This is a genomic window from Inquilinus sp. 2KB_23 (assembly GCF_052115705.1).
Taxonomy (GTDB): domain Bacteria; phylum Pseudomonadota; class Alphaproteobacteria; order DSM-16000; family Inquilinaceae; genus Inquilinus; species Inquilinus ginsengisoli_A.
The window spans coordinates 1-15,171 of sequence record NZ_JBFRHF010000004.1 but is presented as its reverse complement, the minus strand read 5'-3'; the positions used below and the strand labels follow the sequence as shown (position 1 = coordinate 15,171).

The following is a 15,171-nucleotide window of genomic DNA, read 5'->3' as shown; positions in this document are numbered from 1 at the left end:
TCACTTGCGCGACAGGAAGCGGCCGAACCCCTTCGGCTTCTCGGCCTCGACCAGCGCGTTGGCGGCCGGCGGCGTGCTGTCGTCATCCGCATCCGTGCTCTTGGACCCGCCGTTCTTGGCCGGCTCGGTGCGGGCCAGGATGGTGGTGACGGTGCTGCGGATCACCTTGACCCGGACATTCTCGGCGATCTCGACGGTCAGCTCGTCGTCGGCGACCTTTGTCACCAAGCCCACGATGCCGCCGCCGGTGACGACACGGTCGCCGCGGCGCACGGAGCCGAGCATGTCGCGATGCTCCTTCGCCCGCTTCTGCTGCGGCCGGATGAGCAGGAAGTAGAACACCACGAAGATGAGGACGAGCGGCGCAAACTGCACAAGCATGCCGGCGCCGCCGGATGCACCGGCCCCAGCCGCCTGGGCATAGGCCTCGGAAATCAACATCACTCGCTCCACCTTTATAGACGCGCGCGACTATAGCGGCCAGGGCTACGGTTGCAACGGAATCCGGTCTCCACGGCTGCGGCAATCATGTCCGGCGGGATTGATCTCGGCGGGACCGATCGATAGCGTCGGCAGGCCCGGAGCGAAGGAGTATGACCGTTGGCCGACCTCGATGCGACCTATCTGCATCACCTGACCCGCATCGCCGAGGCGCTGGAGCGGCTGTCGCCGCCGGTCCCGGCGCCGACCGACCTGGCCAGCGCCGACGCCTTCACCTGGGACGCCGACCGGCACCGGCTGCAGCCGGTGCCGGCGGTCAGCCGGGTCGAGCTGCGCCTGCTGCAGGGCATCATGCTGCAGCGCGACCAGCTGCTGGAGAACACCCGCCGCTTCGCCCGGGGGCTGCCGGCCAACAACGCCCTGCTGTGGGGATCCCGCGGCATGGGCAAGAGCTCGCTGGTCAAGTCGGTGCATGCGGCGGTGAACGGCGAGGCCGGCGGCATCCTGGCGCTGGTCGAGATCCATCGCGAGGACATCGGCTCCCTGCCCCGCCTGCTGCAGCTGCTGCGCGCCTCCACCCGCCGCTTCATCCTGTTCTGCGACGACCTGTCCTTCGACGGCCAGGATGCCAGCTACAAGTCGCTGAAGGCGATCCTGGAGGGCGGCATCGAGGGCCGGCCGGAGAATGTGGTGTTCTACGCCACCTCGAACCGCCGCCACATCCTGGCGCGCGAGATGATCGAGAACGAGCGGTCGACCGCGATTATCGCCGGCGAGGCGGTGGAGGAGAAGGTGTCGCTGTCCGACCGCTTCGGCCTGTGGCTCGGCTTCCACGGCTGCAACCAGGACACCTATCTCGAGATGGTTCAGGGCTACGCCGCCGCCTTCGGCCTCAAGGTCGACCCCGACACGATGAGGGCCGAGGCGCTGGAATGGACCATCACCCGCGGCTCGCGCTCCGGCCGCGTCGCCTGGCAGTACATCCAGGACCTCGCCGGCCGGCTGGGCCAGAGGCTGGACGCCGCCGGATAGGCGGGGGCGACCAGCCACCCGCCTCAGCCCGGCGGCAGGTACTTGGTGGGGTCGACCGGCGAGCTGTTCTTGCGCACCTCGAAATGCAGCTGCGGCTGGTCGACCGCGCCGGTCTGGCCGACCGTGCCGATGGTCTGGCCCGCCGAAACGGAATCGCCCTTTTTCACCGACAGCGACGCGGCATGGGCATAGGCGGTGACCAGCCCGTCGCCATGCTGGATCAGCACCAGGTTGCCGTAGCCGCGCAGCTCGTTGCCGGCATAGGCCACGGTGCCGGCGCCGGCCGCCTTGATCGGGGTGCCGGCGGCGGCGGCGATGTTGATGCCCTGGTTCGGCTTGCCGGCGAGCGGCGCGTTGTAGCCGGCGATCAGCGAGCCGTGGACCGGCCAGGCGAAATGGCTGGCCGCGCTGGCGGTGCGCGCCGGGGGCTGGGTCACCGCCGGCGCCGCCACCACGGGCGGCGTCACGACGGCGGGGCTGGCCGGCTTGGGCACGATCGACAGCGGCCCGGTCGGCGTCGGGGTGGCGACACCCGGCACGGCGGGCGGCACGGTGCCGGGCACCGGCGGCGGGACCACGCCCGGCTGCACCGGCGCCGCGGCGCCGCCCGGCGGCGGCAGGCGCTGGACCGAAAGGCCGTTGGCGCCGGGCGTCACCGTCGCGGTGCCCAGCGGGGTGCCACCCATCGGCGTGATCGAGGTCGGCCCGGTGGCGGTGATGCCGCCGGAATTGGGCAGCGTGATGGTCGGCGCCGCCCCCGGCAGGGCGCCGGGCGCACCGGGCAGGCGCAGCGTCTGGCCGGTCTGCAGGGCGTAGGGCGGCTGCAGCCCGTTCAGCGCGATCAGCTGCGGCATCGACACGTCGTAGCGGCGGACGATCGACAGCACGTCGTCGCCCGGCTGGACCTGGGCGGTCGCCGGGCGCTGCACCAGGTCATCCGCGCTGGGCGGCGCGTTGCAGGCCGAGAGGCCCGCTACCGCGAGGCCCGTCAGTAGGATTGACCGGAACCGCCATCCTCCCCGTCGGGAAGGTCCGGCAGCAACGGCACGAAGCGAACTGGCCACAGATCCTCCCGCTCCAACCCGGTCTCGGTGCGCGTGAAGCGGACCAGGCGCTGGTTCCGCTTTTCGTCACCCATGGGAATCACGATTATACCACCGATCGCGAGCTGGTCCGTCAGCGCGTGGGGCGGCAGGTCGCCGCGATGGGCGGCGGTCACGATGATGCGCTCGAACGGGGCCTGTTCCGGCCAGCCCTTCATGCCGTCGCCCCAGCGCGCGGTGATGTTGCTGATGCGCATGGTCGCGATCCGCCCCAGCGCCAGGTCGAGCAGCGGCTTGTGCCGCTCGATGGTGTAGAGGCGGCGGCAGATCCGGGCCAGCACCGCGGCCTGGTAGCCGGAGCCGGTGCCGATCTCCAGCACCTTGTGCCGGTCGGTGACCGCCAGCGCCTGGGTCATCAGCCCGACCACCATGGGCTGGCTGATGGTCTGGCCATGGCCGATCGGCAGGGCGATGTCCTCATAGGCCTGGTCGAGGAAGGCGTCGGGCACGAAGGCCTCGCGCGGCACCCGCTCGATGGCGCCGAGCACGCGATGGTCCGAGATCCCCGACCGGCGCAGGGTCATCAAGAGCCGGATCAGCCGCGGCTCGGCGATCATGGACGGGATCCGGTCCAGGAGGACCGCTCCATGTCCTTGTCCCCCCTCCCCTTGCGGGAGGGGGTCAGGGGGAGGGGTCTGCGCGCGTCCGCGCGCGAATGGGCTGTCGCATCGGCAGGATTTCGGTCGAGCGCCGGCTGGGGCGGAGAGAACCCCCTCCCCCTACCCCCCWCCCGCGGGGGGAGGGGGGACTCGGTGTTTTCGGCCAAACGGAGCCAAGCCATGCGGCAGCCGCCCCTACTGAGCGAACGCGCCGCGGAGAGACTGGATCGCCGCGGCGTGGTTGAGGTCGAGATGCAGCGGCGTCACCGTGATGTGGCCCTCGCGCAGGGCGGCCACGTCGGTCTCGTCGCCCTGCACCGCCTCCTCGGTCCGGCTGGTGCCGATCCAGAAATAGGTGCGGCCGCGCGGGTCGATGCGCTCCTCCAGCACGTCGCCGATCTTGCGGATGCCGTGCGGCACCACGGCGACGCCCTTGACCGCGTCCGGGTCCACCGCCGGGAAGTTGATGTTGACCAGCACATGCTTGGGCCAGGTCGCGGCGATCGCCTTGCGCGCGACCTCGGCGCCCCATTTCGCCGCCGTCTCCCAGTCCGGCCGCCTTCCGTCGGCGAATTGCTGGCTGAAGGCGATGGCGCGGATGCCCAGCAGCGTCGCCTCCATCGCCGCGGCGATGGTGCCGGAATAGGTCACGTCCTCGGCGATGTTGCGGCCGTGGTTGACGCCCGACATCACCAGGTCCGGCCGCTTGTCCTTCATCACCTTGTTGACCGCCAGCAGCACGCAGTCGGTCGGCGTGCCGTCGACCGCGAAGCGCTTCTCCTCGATCTGCCGCAGCCGCAGCGGCCGGTGGATGGTCAGGGAATGGCTGACGGCGGACTGCTCGGTCTCCGGCGCGCAGACCCAGACGTCGTCGGTCAGCTCCCGCGCGATCTTTTCGAGCACCGAGAAGCCGGTGGAGTTGATGCCGTCGTCATTGGCCAGGAGGATGCGCATCGTCAGCCCTTCGCTTCCAGGATCTCGAGCCCGCCCATATAGGGGCGCAGCACCTCCGGCACCTCAACCGAGCCATCCTGCCGCTGATAGGTCTCCAGCACCGCGACCAGGGCCCGGCCGACCGCCACGCCCGACCCGTTCAGCGTGTGCAGGAACCGCGTCCCCTTCTCTCCCGCCGCCTTGAACCGGGCCTGCATCCGCCGCGCCTGGAACTCGCCGGTGTTCGAGCAGGACGAGATCTCGCGGTAGCGCGCCTGCCCCGGCAGCCAGACCTCGATGTCGTAGGTCTTGCGGGCGGTGAAGCCCATGTCGCCGGAGCACAGCACGATGGTGCGGAACGCCAGGCCGAGGCGCTTCAGCACGGTCTCGGCGCAGTCGGTCATGCGCTCATGCTCCAGCGCCGACTGCTCCGGCGTGGTGATGCTGACCAGCTCGACCTTGCTGAACTGGTGCTGGCGGATCATGCCGCGGGTGTCGCGCCCGGCCGACCCGGCCTCGGAGCGGAAGCTCGGGGTCAGCGCGGTGAAGCGCAGCGGCAGGGTCTCCTGCTCCAGGATCTCGCCGGCCACCAGGTTGGTCAGCGGCACCTCGGCGGTCGGGATCAGCCAGTGGCCGCTGGTGGTGCGGAACAGGTCCTCGGCGAATTTGGGCAGCTGGCCGGTGCCGAACACCGCCTCGTCGCGCACCATCAGCGGCGGCGCGATCTCGGTGTAGCCGTGTTCGGTGGTGTGCAGGTCGATCATGAACTGGCCGATGGCGCGTTCCAGCCGGGCCAGCGGCCCGCGCAGCACCACGAACCTGGCGCCGGACAGCTTGGCCGCGGCGGCGAAATCCATCAGCCCCATGCCCTCGCCGAGGTCGACATGGTCGCGGGCCGAGTTCAGCCGGCGCGGCTCGCCGGTGCGCCGGATCTCGACATTGGCGCTCTCGTCCGGCCCGTCGGGCACATCGTCGTCGGGGATGTTCGGCAGCACGGCCAGGCGCTCGGCCAGCGCCGCCTCGGCGTCGCGGTCGGCCTGCTCCAGCTCGCCCATCCGGGTCTTGATCGACGCGACCTCGTCGATCAGCGCCTGGGCGTCGCCGCCCTTCTGCTTGACTCCGCCGATCTCCTTCGACGCCACGTTGCGTCGGGTCTGCAGCGTCTGCAGCTCGGTGGTGATCTGGCGGCGGCGTTCGTCCAGCGACAGCAGTTCGGCGGCGACCGGCGACAGACCCCGCCGAGCCATTCCCTTGTCGAAGGCCTCGGGATGCTCTCGGATGAATCGGATGTCGTGCATCGCGCGCTCGATCTGCAGGGTCGGGAATCGTGGGCTGTTTATAGGAGGTGGGCCGCCAGGACGCAAACGGCCTGGGCCCCGGAGCCGAGCGATTCCGCCGGCCCGCGTCACCTCTCCCGCTTGCGGGAGAGGTCGGGCTCGCGCAGCGAGACCGGGTGAGGGCGGGCACCGGCGGAGGGAAAGAGCCCTCGCCGCCCGTGAGGCTTTTCCACATTCCTAACCCCGTCATTGCGAGCGCAGCGAAGCAATCCATCGGGCCGTTTGGGCGGGCCCATGGATGGATTCGTCGGCTTCGCCTCCTCGCAATGACGGAGAACGGGCGGAAGAGGCGACAGTCCCGGTGGGAATCGGAAGCGAATCCACCACCGCCTCAACTGCTGTTCGGCGGCTTGCGGGCTGGTCGGCCGGCCTCTTCCGCATCTGCGGAGGGCTCGGGCGCTTCGGGGGGCGGATCGGTGAGCGGCTCGTCCAGCGGCTCGGCCGCCTCGGCTTCGACGACGACGTCGTCCCAGCCCTGCGGCAGCCGACCGGGCTCGCGGCCGAGCCGCCGGCAGATGCGTCGCACGATCTCGTCGATCGGCAGGGTGTCGAGCTCGACGTCCAGGACCTCGGTCTCGGTCAGGCTCTCCCGCGGTTCGGCGACCGGGCGCTCGGCGCCCTTGGAACCATCCCCGGCCGGCCGCTCCGGCCCCAACGCCTCGGCCACGGCGCGGGCGACCTGCGCCCGCCGCCGCTGCCGGCGCTCCTGGATCTCGACGGCGGCTTTCTCCGCCGCGTCCTTGCGGGTCCGGTAGGCCTCGCGGATGCGCTCGGTCATGGCGATGGTCAGGCGCACCGCACGGGCGATGCGGGCCTGCGACAGCGCGAAATCGATCACCGGCGGCTCGAACCGGTTCCCGGCCACGATGTGCTGCCCCTCGAGCCGGCGGGCGGTGCGCATGTCGATGTCGACCAGCTCGCGCAGCGTGCCCAGCGCCCACACCGTCCACTCCCGGTCGGGATCGACCGGTTGGGTCTCGGCAGGGGCGGCGTCGATCGGCGCGGCGTTCATGGAACGTATCATGAACAAACTAGACCGGTTGCGCAATGAACAAAGTGTTTACGACCGGCGGCGCTCTCCCACGCCAAAACCCATCCTCGTCATCCCCGCGAAAGCGGGGATCTCGTCGAGTTCCCACCGGCGGGAGATTCCCGCGTTCGCGGGAATGACATTCAGGAGGGGCCAGCCGCCCCCCCCCCCGCCGCGGCCATTCGCGGCTGGCCTGGGAACCTTGTCCCGGCTACGACGGTTCCGGTGCGTCTTCAATCCACGGCCGGCCCGGCCGCACGCCCAACCGAGGCATGACCATGCAGGTGTTCCCGACCGCCTTCGTCGTGGCCCGCGACCTGAAGCGGCTGCAGCAGATCGTCACCATCCTGCTGCGCTTCGGCTTCGGCGACCTGGTGCGGCGGCTGGGCCTGCACCGGCTGCTGAAGCAGGCCGGGCTGGCGGCGGAGCCCGCCGCCGGGTCGGCCGCGTCGGAGGAGGAGAGCCCGGCCCGGCTGCGCCTGGCGATCGAGGCGCTGGGGCCGACCTTCATCAAGCTCGGCCAGATCCTGGCAACGCGCAGCGACCTGCTGGCGCCGGAGTGGATCGCCGAGCTGGAGAAGCTGCACAGCCGGGTCCCGCCCCTGCCCTACGAGGCGCTGGCGCCGCTGGTCGAGGCTGCGCTGGGCGGCGCGCCCGACACCCTCTTCGCCCGCTTCGACCGGGCGCCGCTGGCCTCGGGCTCGATCGCCCAGGTCCATCGCGCCGCACTGCTGGATGGCACCGAGGTGGTGGTGAAGATCCGCCGCCCCGGCCTGCGGCCGATGGTGGAGGCCGATCTGCGCCTGCTGGCCCATGCCACCAAGCTGGCGGAATCCGAGCTGCCGGAGCTGCGGCGCTATCGCCCCGAGGCGATCACCCGCCACCTCGCCACCGCCATCGGCGAGGAGCTGGACCTGGCCAATGAGGGCCGCAACGCCGAGCAGATCGCCGGCCAGTTCGAGGACCGGCCGGACATCGTGATCCCGGGCATCCACTGGGACTGGACCAGCGAGGAGGTGCTGGTGCAGGACTTCGTCGACGGCATCCCGCCCAGCGACGAGCCGGCGCTGGCCGCTGCCGGGCTGGACCGCCGGCGGCTGGCGGCGCGCAGTTCGAACGCCTTCCTGCAGATGATGCTGATCGACGGCGTGTTCCACGCCGACCCGCATCCCGGCAACGTGCTGTGCCTGGCGGATGACCGCATCGCCTATCTCGATTTCGGCACGGTCGGCCGGCTGTCGGCGCGGCGGCGCGACCAGCTGGTGACGCTGATGGCGGCGATCGTCGGCGGCAGCGCCGCTGGCCTGCGCGAGGTGCTGCTGGACTGGGCGGGGCAGCCGGACGTCGACGCCCGGCCGCTGGAGGAGGCCGCCGAGGCCTTCCTGGCCAAGCACACCCGCGGCGCGCTGGGCCAGCTGAAGCTGGGCCTGGCGCTGGCCGATTTCGTGGCCCTGATGCGCGACCACGATTTGGCCCTGCCGCCCGACCTCGCTTTGGTGTTGAAGGCGCTGATGACCGCCGAGGGCGTGGTGCGCCGGCTGGACCCGGATTTCGACGTGGTGCGCGAGGTCGAGCCGGTGGTGCGGCGCGCCCTCACCGCGCGCTACGCCCCGGACGCCCTGCTGCAGCGCGCCGGCACCGCGTTCCTGGAGCTGCACGCGCTGGCCGGCGACGCGCCGGGCATCCTGCGCCGGGTGCTGCGGCGGCTGGAGAAGGGCAGCATCAAGGCCCAGATCGAGATCGGCCGGATCGACCGCTTCGGCCGCAGCATCGAGCGCGGGGCGACGCGGATCGCCATCGCCATCGTCACCGCGGCCTTCGTGGTCGGGCTGGCGCCGATCCTGGCCGATGCCGGGCCGCGCCTGCTCGGCATCCCGGTCTTCGCCCTGCTGGGCGGCCTGATCGTCCTGGCCGGCATCGCCTGGCTGGTGCTGAGCGGCCGGCGGCGGGGGTAGGCGGGCGGCGGGGAGAGGTCGTTAGTATGAAATCGAGTGATTACATTGATATCGGGCATCCGGATCGCGGGCCTGCAAAGCGGTGATCTGCTTCCAGGTCGCATCCCAGCCGTCTTCGCTGGTCACAGCCGTCTTCGCTCCATCGGGCTCGACCTTAAACACTCGCCAGATCGGAAGCTCAGTGGCGGCAAACGAATCGAAGAACGCATCCATAAACTTCGAAAACCACTGAGAATCGTCACCCATGCCTTGTTCGTGATCCCCCAAAGCAAAGAGACCCCAAGGACAGCGCGGCCCGAAGCCGTATTCGCAGTAGGCAAGAGCGCTCTTTGATCGTACATCCTCAAACATGACCCAGCAGGGATATTTTTGGCCTGGCTCACCATAATCCCATAGGTGAAAAACTATGCGAGGTTCTATCAGTGCGCCATTGATGTATTCAAGCACCCTACGGTCCGAAACGTTTCTAAGTTCCGCTTCAATGAGCGCGCGGAGTGTAATTGCATTTGTATCCATGGCATATTGTAGCTAGGCTTACTTGTGAGAGCAACACCGTGACCGCTTCCCGCCTCTTTCGACCCCGCCCTCACTCGGCAATCGAGCGAATGACCCGCGCCGGATTGCCTCCGACCAGGCTGTTCGGGGGCACGTCCCGGGTGACCACCGAACCCGCCGCGACGACCGCGTTCTCCCCGATCGTCACCCCGCCGATGACGATCGCGCCGGCCGCGATCCAGACGTTTCTCCCGATCACGATCGGCTTCGCGACCACGCTGGCGCGCCGTTGGGACGGTTCGATCGGGTGGCCGGAGGTGATGAGGCTGACATTCGGCCCGATCATCACATCGTCGCCGATGTCGAGCCCGCCGAGGTCGTAGAAGGTGCAGTTCTGATTGACGAAGACATTGCGCCCGACACGGGTGTCCAGGCCGCCGGTGGCATAGAATGGCGGGATCAGCATAAAGCCGTCATCCACCGTCCTGCCGATGAGATCGCTGAACAGGGCCCGGACCTGATCGGCGTCGCTGAAGGCCAGGCGGTTGAGGGCGGCGGTGATCGCCATCGCCCGCTTGACCTCCGCCGTCATCGCCGTCGATTCCGGGGTTCGCCGCGGAATGATCCTGGCGCGATCGTCATTCACCATGCGTTGTCGTCCTTCCGGCGCGCCGAGAGTCGCGGAGTATAGCCATAGGGTGGAAGGGTCGGAATCGGCCCCTTGCGGACGCTTGAAATCCGCCACACCGTCTCCGGATCAAAGCCCCGAGGCCCGGCCCAGGGAGGACGCCCATGATCAAAGCCTCATGCCATTGCGGCGCCGTCCGCCTGGAGATCGACACTGCCCCCGCCGAGGTGACGGACTGCAACTGCTCGATCTGCCGGCGCTATGGGGTGCTGTGGGCCTATTATTCGCCGACGCAGGTCCGTCGCATGCCCGGCGGCGCGACCGACATCTACATGTGGGACGACCGGTCGCTGGAGTTCCACCGCTGCGCCGTCTGCGGCTGCGTCACCCATTGGGCCGCGGTCGACCCGGCCCGCGACAGGATGGGCGTCAACGCCCGGCTGATGGACCCGGCGGTGCTGGCCCGCGCCCGGCTGCGGCGCCTGGATGGCGCGGTCACCGAGCGCTACGTCGACGAGTGATGCGAGGCTCCCCGGCCTTCTCTCTTTAGTCATTGCCCGGCTTGACCGGGCAATCCAGGGGCCACCGGGAGCCGCTCTAGCCGCCCCTGGATGCCACGGTCAAGCCGTGGCATGACAATAAGGAGGGTAGGCGCCGCGCCCCTAAGCCGGCGTCTCCGGGTCGTCGGCGCGGGCGTCTTCGGCGTCGGCTTCGGCCTGGCGCTTGGCGCGGGTGCGCTCGATCCGGCCGCCGATGAAGATCGCGATCTCGTAGAGCAGCAGCATCGGCACCGCGAGGCTGATCTGGCTGATCGCGTCCGGCGGGGTCAGGACCGCGGCGACGATGAAGACGATGACGATGGCGTAGCGGCGCTTGGCCTTCAGCGTGGCGACGCTGAGGATGCCGACGCGCACCAGCAGCGTCAGCAGCACCGGCAGCTGGAAGGCGATGCCGAAGGCCAGCAAGAGCCGCATGACGATGTCGAGATATTCCCCGACCCGGCCCTCGAACCGGATGTCCAGGCCGCCATCGGGCTGGGCGCCCAGGATCTGGAAGGACAGGAAGAACTTCCAGGCCAGCGGGAAGACGAGGTAGTACACCACTACCCCGCCCAGCACGAACATCACCGGGCTGAACAGCAGGAACGGCAGGAACGCGTTGCGCTCGTTGCGGTACAGCCCCGGCGCGATGAACAGCCACAGCTGGCTGGCGATGATCGGGAAGGCCAGGCAGATGCCGCCCCACAGGCCGATCTTGATGTAGGTGAAGAACACCTCGGTCAGGCCGGTGTACTGCAGCGACCGGGCGGACCCCGGCGGCAGCGCGTTGGCCAGCGGCTGGGTCAGGAAGATGTAGATCGTGTCGGCAAAGTGGTAGCACACCAGGAAGCCGACCAGCGTGGACACCACCGCGTAGATCAGCCGGGTGCGCAGCTCCAGCAGATGGTCCATCAAGGGCATCTGCTTGTCTTCGATCTCCTTGTCGGACGTCGCCATCGGATCAGCTCGTGCGGTCGGGCAAGGATTGGGCGGGCGAAGACGGAGGCGGCACCGCCGGCTCCACCACGGCGGGCGTTGGGATCGGGTGGGCCAGGGCGTCGGCGTGGGCTTCCGGCTCGGCGGGCTTCGGGCCCTCCACCGGCTGCGGCTCGGCCGATGCCTGGCCGTTGGTCGAGCCCGGACCCGGCGCGGCCTTGTCGGTCTGGGCCAGCGGGGTGGTCAGTTCCGCCGGCGGCTCGAGCGCCTTGCGGATGTCCTTCACCGGGTCCAGCACCGAATTGACGTGCTCGGCCATCTGGCCGCGGATGTCGAGTTGCTTGCCGGCGTCCTGGACGGTCTTGCGCACCTCTTCCAGCTCAGCCTGGCGCACGATGTCGTCGACATGGCGCTGGAAGTCGCTGGTGATGCGGCGGGCATGCCGCGTCCATTTGCCGAGCTGGTACAGCGCGCGCGGCAAGTCCTTCGGGCCGAGCACCACGAGTGCCACGACCACGATGATCATTAGCTCCGACCAGTCGAAACCGAACATCACATCCGTCCATCACGCCCCGCCGCCGGAATGGGGCGCGGTTCCGGGCCTGGTGGTCCGGCCCTGGCGGAGTGTACCCATCCCCCAAGGCCGGACAAACCACAAGCTTTCAAGTGCGGATCCCCGCCGATCAAGCGCCGGGGTGCCGGGCGCCGGACTGCCGGCCGCCGGATCCGCCGGGACTACTGGCGATCGACCGTCGACCGGTTCTGGTTCCCGGTGGTGTCGCCGTCGACGCGCGGCAGCACGTCCGGCTGCCCTTCGGCGGTCCCGCCGGTCTTGGGATCGTCCTGCAGACCCGACTTGAAGTTCTTGATACCCTTGGCCAGGTCGCCCATCGCCCGCGGCAGCCGGTTCCCGAAGATCAACAGGACGACCACCAGAACGATCAACCAATGCCAAATACTCAAACCGCCCATAAACTTTCCTCCAGCCCCAAGGCGGGCGGATCATCGCAGAAAGGTTCCGCCACCGCAATGCCGGGGGACGAGGCGAATCGGCGCAGAAATCCTACGGTTTGATGGCAGCCGGACGGGGCGTCGTGCCCCACCCTGCCCGCCCCGCCGGGCTAGTCGCGGTCGTCCCCGGCCGGCTCCGGCTCGCTGTCCTCCGACAGGCTGCCGCCGGGCAGCACGGTCATGGCCGGGCGGGCGTCGAGCAGGCCGGAGGCCTTGAGGTCGTCCAGCCCGGGCAGGTCGGCGATGCCGGCGAGGCCGAAATGGTCGAGGAAGGCCGGGGTGGTCACCCAGGTCAGCGGCCGCCCCGGCGCCTGGCGGCGCTTGCCCGGCGCGATCCACCCGGCCTCGAGCAGCGTGTCCAGCGTGCCCTTGCTGGTCGCGACGGCACGCACCGCCTCGATCTCCGGCCGCGTCACCGGCTGGTGGTAGGCGATGATCGCCAGGGTCTCCAGCGCCGCCCGCGACATGCGGCGGACGACATGGCCGGCGTCGCGGATCAGCGGCGCGAGGTCGAGCGCGGTGCGGAAGGCCCAGCCGCCGGCCACCGGCATCAGGGTGACGCCCCGCCCCTGGTACTGCGCCGCCAGGGTGTCGATCAGCTCCGGCACGTCGGCGCCCTCGGGCAGGCGCTCGGCGATGGCGGCCTCGGTCAGCGGGGTCGGCGAGGCGAACAGCAGCGCCTCGACCAGGCGCAGGGCTTGGCTCGGTTCGGTCATTCTTCCGGGACCTGGCCTTCCAGGGGCTGGGATTTGAGCCAGATCGGGCCGAACAGCCCGTCCTGGCGGATCGCCAGGCGGCCGGACTTGGCCAGTTCCAGCGTGGCGACGAAGGTGGCGGCCAGCGCCGAGCGGCGGACCAGCGGGCTGCCGGTCATCGGCGGCAGGAATGCGGCCAGGGTGGTCCAGTTGGGGAAGCGGCCGAGCATGGCCACCAGCCGCTCCAGCGCCTGTTCCGGCGAATGCAGCTCCGACGCCTCGATCCGCAGGCCGCCCTCGGCCGCCGCCTTGGCGCGGTGGTGGTCGGCATAGGCCTTGAGCAGGTCGTACAGCGACACCGCCCAGACCGAGGTCACCACCTGCTCGTCATCCTCGGCGGCGCCGCGGGCGAACCGGTCGTGGCCGAGCTGCGGCCGGGCCATCAGCCCCAGCCCGGCCTCGCGCATCGCGTTCAGGCGGCGCAGCTGGAAGGCCAGCGCCTCGGCCAGCTCCGCCCCGCTCGGCTCGTCGTCGCCCGGCGGCACCGGCAGCAGCAGGCGCGACTTGAGATAGGCCAGCCAGGCCGCCATCACCAGGTAATGGGCCGCGAGCTCCAGCGACAGGCGCCGGGCGTGTTCGACGAAGGCGAGGTACTGGTTGGCCAGCGCCAGGATCGAGATCTGGGTCAGGTCGACCTTCTGCTCGCGCGCCTGTTCGAGCAGCAGGTCGATCGGCCCTTCATAGGATTCGAATTTGAGAATGAAGGCGGCATCGTCCCGGTCCGTCACCGGCGGCGTCTCGACCTTCGACCAGTCTTCCAGCATGGGCGAAGTGTCGCTGGCCGGGCCTGCCGGCGCAACCCGGATCTCAGGCAGAAGGAAGACGCCCCAGCGCCTCGCCGACCAGATCGAGATAATCGGCCACCGGGCGGTCGCTGGCCGGCCGCCGCAGCGCCTCGGCCCGGGCGATCCGGGCCGAGGCCTGGGGGCCGATCGCCGGCACCACCGCCGCGATCGCCCGCATCTCCGCCAGGTCGCCGTTGCAGTGCAAGGCGAGGTCGCAGCCCGCCGCCAGCGCCCGCCGCGCCCGCTCCGGCAACGGCCCGGCCAGGGCGCCCATCGACAGGTCGTCGCTGCACAGCACGCCGTCGAAGCCGATGCGGCCGCGCACCGCGTCGCGGATCGCGGTCGGCGACTGGGTGACCGGACGGTCCGGGTCGAGCGCGGTGAAGACGAGGTGGCCGGTCATGCCCCAGGGCAGGTCGGCCAACGCCCGGAACGGCGCGAAATCGGTGCGCTCCAGCGTGTCCAGATCGGCCTCGACCAGCGGCAGGGCGACATGGCTGTCGACCCGCGACCGGCCATGGCCGGGCAGGTGCTTGATCACCGGCATGGCGCCGCCGTCGAGGAAGCCCTCCGCCGCGGCGCGGCCCAGCCGGGCGACCAGGGCAGGGTCGCCCGAGAAGGCGCGGTCGCCGACCACGGTGCGGTCGGCCCCCGGCAGGTCGAGGTCGAGCACCGGCGCCGCGACCACGTCGATGCCGGCGGCGCCGACGGTCAGGGCGATCGCGGTGGCGTTGGCCCGCACCGCCGCCTCGGCCGCGGCCGGGTCGATCGCGGCCAGGGCGCCGAATCGGCCGGCCGCCGGAAAGGCCGGCCAATGCGGCGGCCGCAGCCGGGCCACCCGTCCGCCCTCCTGGTCGATCATCACGGGCGCGGCGCGGCCGACCGCGTCGCGCAGGTCGGCGACCAGCGTCGCCAGCTGGGCCGGCGTGTCGCAGTTGCGGCGGAACAGGATGAAGCCGAGCGGGTCGGAGTCGCGGAAGAAGCCGCGCTCCTCGGCGCTCAGGACGGTGCCGGCGCAGCCGAACAGGATCGCCTTGGACATGGGTCGGAAACCGGGATCAGCGGGGGACGACGAGGCAGCCGGTCTTCTCGCTGGCCAGCGCCTCGCACAGCCGCGTCGCCGCGGCCTGGTCGAGCGGCACGGCCTGGACGCGGTAGCCCAGCCGGGCCGAGGCCGAGACCTGGGGCGCCGCCAGCTGCAGCGCGCCGAACAGCGCGGGGAAGCGGCGCTGGAACCGGGCCCATTCCGCCTGCGCCTCTTCCGGCGTGGCGACGGCCGCGATCTGGGCCGCGAAGCTGCCGCCGGGCACGGCGACGATGTTGGGCAGCGCTGGTGCCGCGACGGGAGTCGCCGGCGTCGCCAGGGCGGCGACCTGCATCGGCGCGCCCTGGTCGGGGTCGATCCAGCCCTGGGCCCCGCCGCCCTGCCCGTTCAGCAGCGCGGCGATCGGGTCGGCGGCGGCCGGTGCGGCTGCAGGGGCCGCCGCCGGCGCCTGGGCCGCAACATCGGGAACGGCAGGGGCCGGAGCGGCCGCCGGCGCTTCGGCCGGGGCCGGCTGGGCCGCGACAGGGTCGACGACCGGCGCCGGGGC

The 15,171-nt window shown here is 70.6% G+C and carries 18 protein-coding genes; 3 read left to right on the top strand and 15 right to left on the bottom strand.

What is annotated here, in order from left to right:
- On the bottom strand, positions 1-441 hold the full coding sequence (gene yajC / locus AB4112_RS06015) for a preprotein translocase subunit YajC (protein WP_441717741.1): 441 nt from the start codon (positions 439-441) through the stop codon (positions 1-3).
- A gap of 159 nt (positions 442-600) precedes the next feature.
- Between yajC and AB4112_RS06010 the strand changes: the two genes are divergently transcribed.
- Positions 601-1,473 carry an ATP-binding protein gene (locus AB4112_RS06010; protein WP_441717739.1) on the top strand — a complete coding sequence of 291 codons (873 nt, stop codon included), beginning with the start codon at positions 601-603 and terminating at the stop codon, positions 1,471-1,473.
- A 23-nt stretch (positions 1,474-1,496) separates the two neighbouring features.
- Here the strand turns inward: AB4112_RS06010 and AB4112_RS06005 are convergent, their stop codons facing one another.
- The 5 genes from AB4112_RS06005 to AB4112_RS05985 form a co-directional block, all read right to left on the bottom strand.
- Positions 1,497-2,402 carry a peptidoglycan DD-metalloendopeptidase family protein gene (locus AB4112_RS06005; protein ID WP_441717737.1) on the bottom strand — a complete coding sequence of 302 codons (906 nt, stop codon included), beginning with the start codon at positions 2,400-2,402 and terminating at the stop codon, positions 1,497-1,499.
- A 59-nt stretch (positions 2,403-2,461) separates the two neighbouring features.
- Complete coding sequence (locus AB4112_RS06000) at positions 2,462-3,133, bottom strand: protein-L-isoaspartate(D-aspartate) O-methyltransferase (RefSeq protein WP_441717735.1); 672 nt, start codon at positions 3,131-3,133, stop codon at positions 2,462-2,464.
- A gap of 237 nt (positions 3,134-3,370) precedes the next feature.
- The gene (surE, locus tag AB4112_RS05995) at positions 3,371-4,129 is read right to left on the bottom strand and encodes a 5'/3'-nucleotidase SurE (protein WP_309792902.1); all 759 of its coding nucleotides are present in this window, start codon (positions 4,127-4,129) and stop codon (positions 3,371-3,373) included.
- 2 nt (positions 4,130-4,131) lie between these two features.
- Entirely contained in the window at positions 4,132-5,406 is a 1,275-nt protein-coding gene (gene serS, locus AB4112_RS05990; RefSeq protein WP_441717733.1) for a serine--tRNA ligase, read from the bottom strand.
- Positions 5,407-5,776: 370 nt separating this feature from the next.
- Positions 5,777-6,457 carry a hypothetical protein gene (locus tag AB4112_RS05985; RefSeq protein WP_441717731.1) on the bottom strand — a complete coding sequence of 227 codons (681 nt, stop codon included), beginning with the start codon at positions 6,455-6,457 and terminating at the stop codon, positions 5,777-5,779.
- A gap of 296 nt (positions 6,458-6,753) precedes the next feature.
- On the opposite strand from AB4112_RS05985, the gene AB4112_RS05980 reads away from it, so the two are divergent.
- Positions 6,754-8,430: an ABC1 kinase family protein gene (locus tag AB4112_RS05980; protein ID WP_441717729.1), complete on the top strand. Its 1,677-nt coding sequence runs from the start codon at positions 6,754-6,756 to the stop codon at positions 8,428-8,430.
- A 21-nt stretch (positions 8,431-8,451) separates the two neighbouring features.
- Here AB4112_RS05980 and AB4112_RS05975 read toward each other — a convergent pair whose 3' ends face one another.
- Together AB4112_RS05975 and AB4112_RS05970 are read right to left on the bottom strand one after the other, a co-directional pair.
- The gene (locus AB4112_RS05975) at positions 8,452-8,877 is read right to left on the bottom strand and encodes a hypothetical protein (protein WP_441717727.1); all 426 of its coding nucleotides are present in this window, start codon (positions 8,875-8,877) and stop codon (positions 8,452-8,454) included.
- A gap of 139 nt (positions 8,878-9,016) precedes the next feature.
- Positions 9,017-9,670, bottom strand: a complete 654-nt coding sequence (locus AB4112_RS05970; RefSeq protein WP_309792910.1) for a sugar O-acetyltransferase — start codon at positions 9,668-9,670, stop codon at positions 9,017-9,019.
- A gap of 47 nt (positions 9,671-9,717) precedes the next feature.
- Between AB4112_RS05970 and AB4112_RS05965 the strand changes: the two genes are divergently transcribed.
- Positions 9,718-10,074, top strand: coding sequence for a GFA family protein (locus AB4112_RS05965; RefSeq protein WP_441717725.1), 357 nt, complete (start codon positions 9,718-9,720; stop codon positions 10,072-10,074).
- A gap of 141 nt (positions 10,075-10,215) precedes the next feature.
- Here the strand turns inward: AB4112_RS05965 and tatC are convergent, their stop codons facing one another.
- From tatC to AB4112_RS05930, 7 genes are all read right to left on the bottom strand, one after another.
- On the bottom strand, positions 10,216-11,049 hold the full coding sequence (gene tatC, locus AB4112_RS05960; protein ID WP_309792914.1) for a twin-arginine translocase subunit TatC: 834 nt from the start codon (positions 11,047-11,049) through the stop codon (positions 10,216-10,218).
- A gap of 4 nt (positions 11,050-11,053) precedes the next feature.
- Positions 11,054-11,581, bottom strand: a complete 528-nt coding sequence (gene tatB, locus AB4112_RS05955; RefSeq protein ID WP_309792917.1) for a Sec-independent protein translocase protein TatB — start codon at positions 11,579-11,581, stop codon at positions 11,054-11,056.
- A gap of 182 nt (positions 11,582-11,763) precedes the next feature.
- The gene (locus tag AB4112_RS05950; protein ID WP_374710600.1) at positions 11,764-11,961 is read right to left on the bottom strand and encodes a hypothetical protein; all 198 of its coding nucleotides are present in this window, start codon (positions 11,959-11,961) and stop codon (positions 11,764-11,766) included.
- A 188-nt stretch (positions 11,962-12,149) separates the two neighbouring features.
- A complete protein-coding gene (gene scpB, locus AB4112_RS05945; RefSeq protein WP_309792920.1) occupies positions 12,150-12,755 on the bottom strand; it encodes an SMC-Scp complex subunit ScpB in 606 nt (201 codons plus the stop codon).
- On the bottom strand, positions 12,752-13,558 hold the full coding sequence (locus tag AB4112_RS05940) for a segregation and condensation protein A (RefSeq protein WP_441717721.1): 807 nt from the start codon (positions 13,556-13,558) through the stop codon (positions 12,752-12,754). Before AB4112_RS05940 ends, scpB begins: the two co-directional genes overlap by 4 nt.
- 43 nt (positions 13,559-13,601) lie before the next feature.
- Entirely contained in the window at positions 13,602-14,621 is a 1,020-nt protein-coding gene (gene nagZ, locus AB4112_RS05935; RefSeq protein ID WP_441717719.1) for a beta-N-acetylhexosaminidase, read from the bottom strand.
- 16 nt (positions 14,622-14,637) lie between these two features.
- The coding region (locus AB4112_RS05930) for an SPOR domain-containing protein (protein WP_441717717.1) at positions 14,638-15,171 on the bottom strand (534 nt) is incomplete at its 5' end.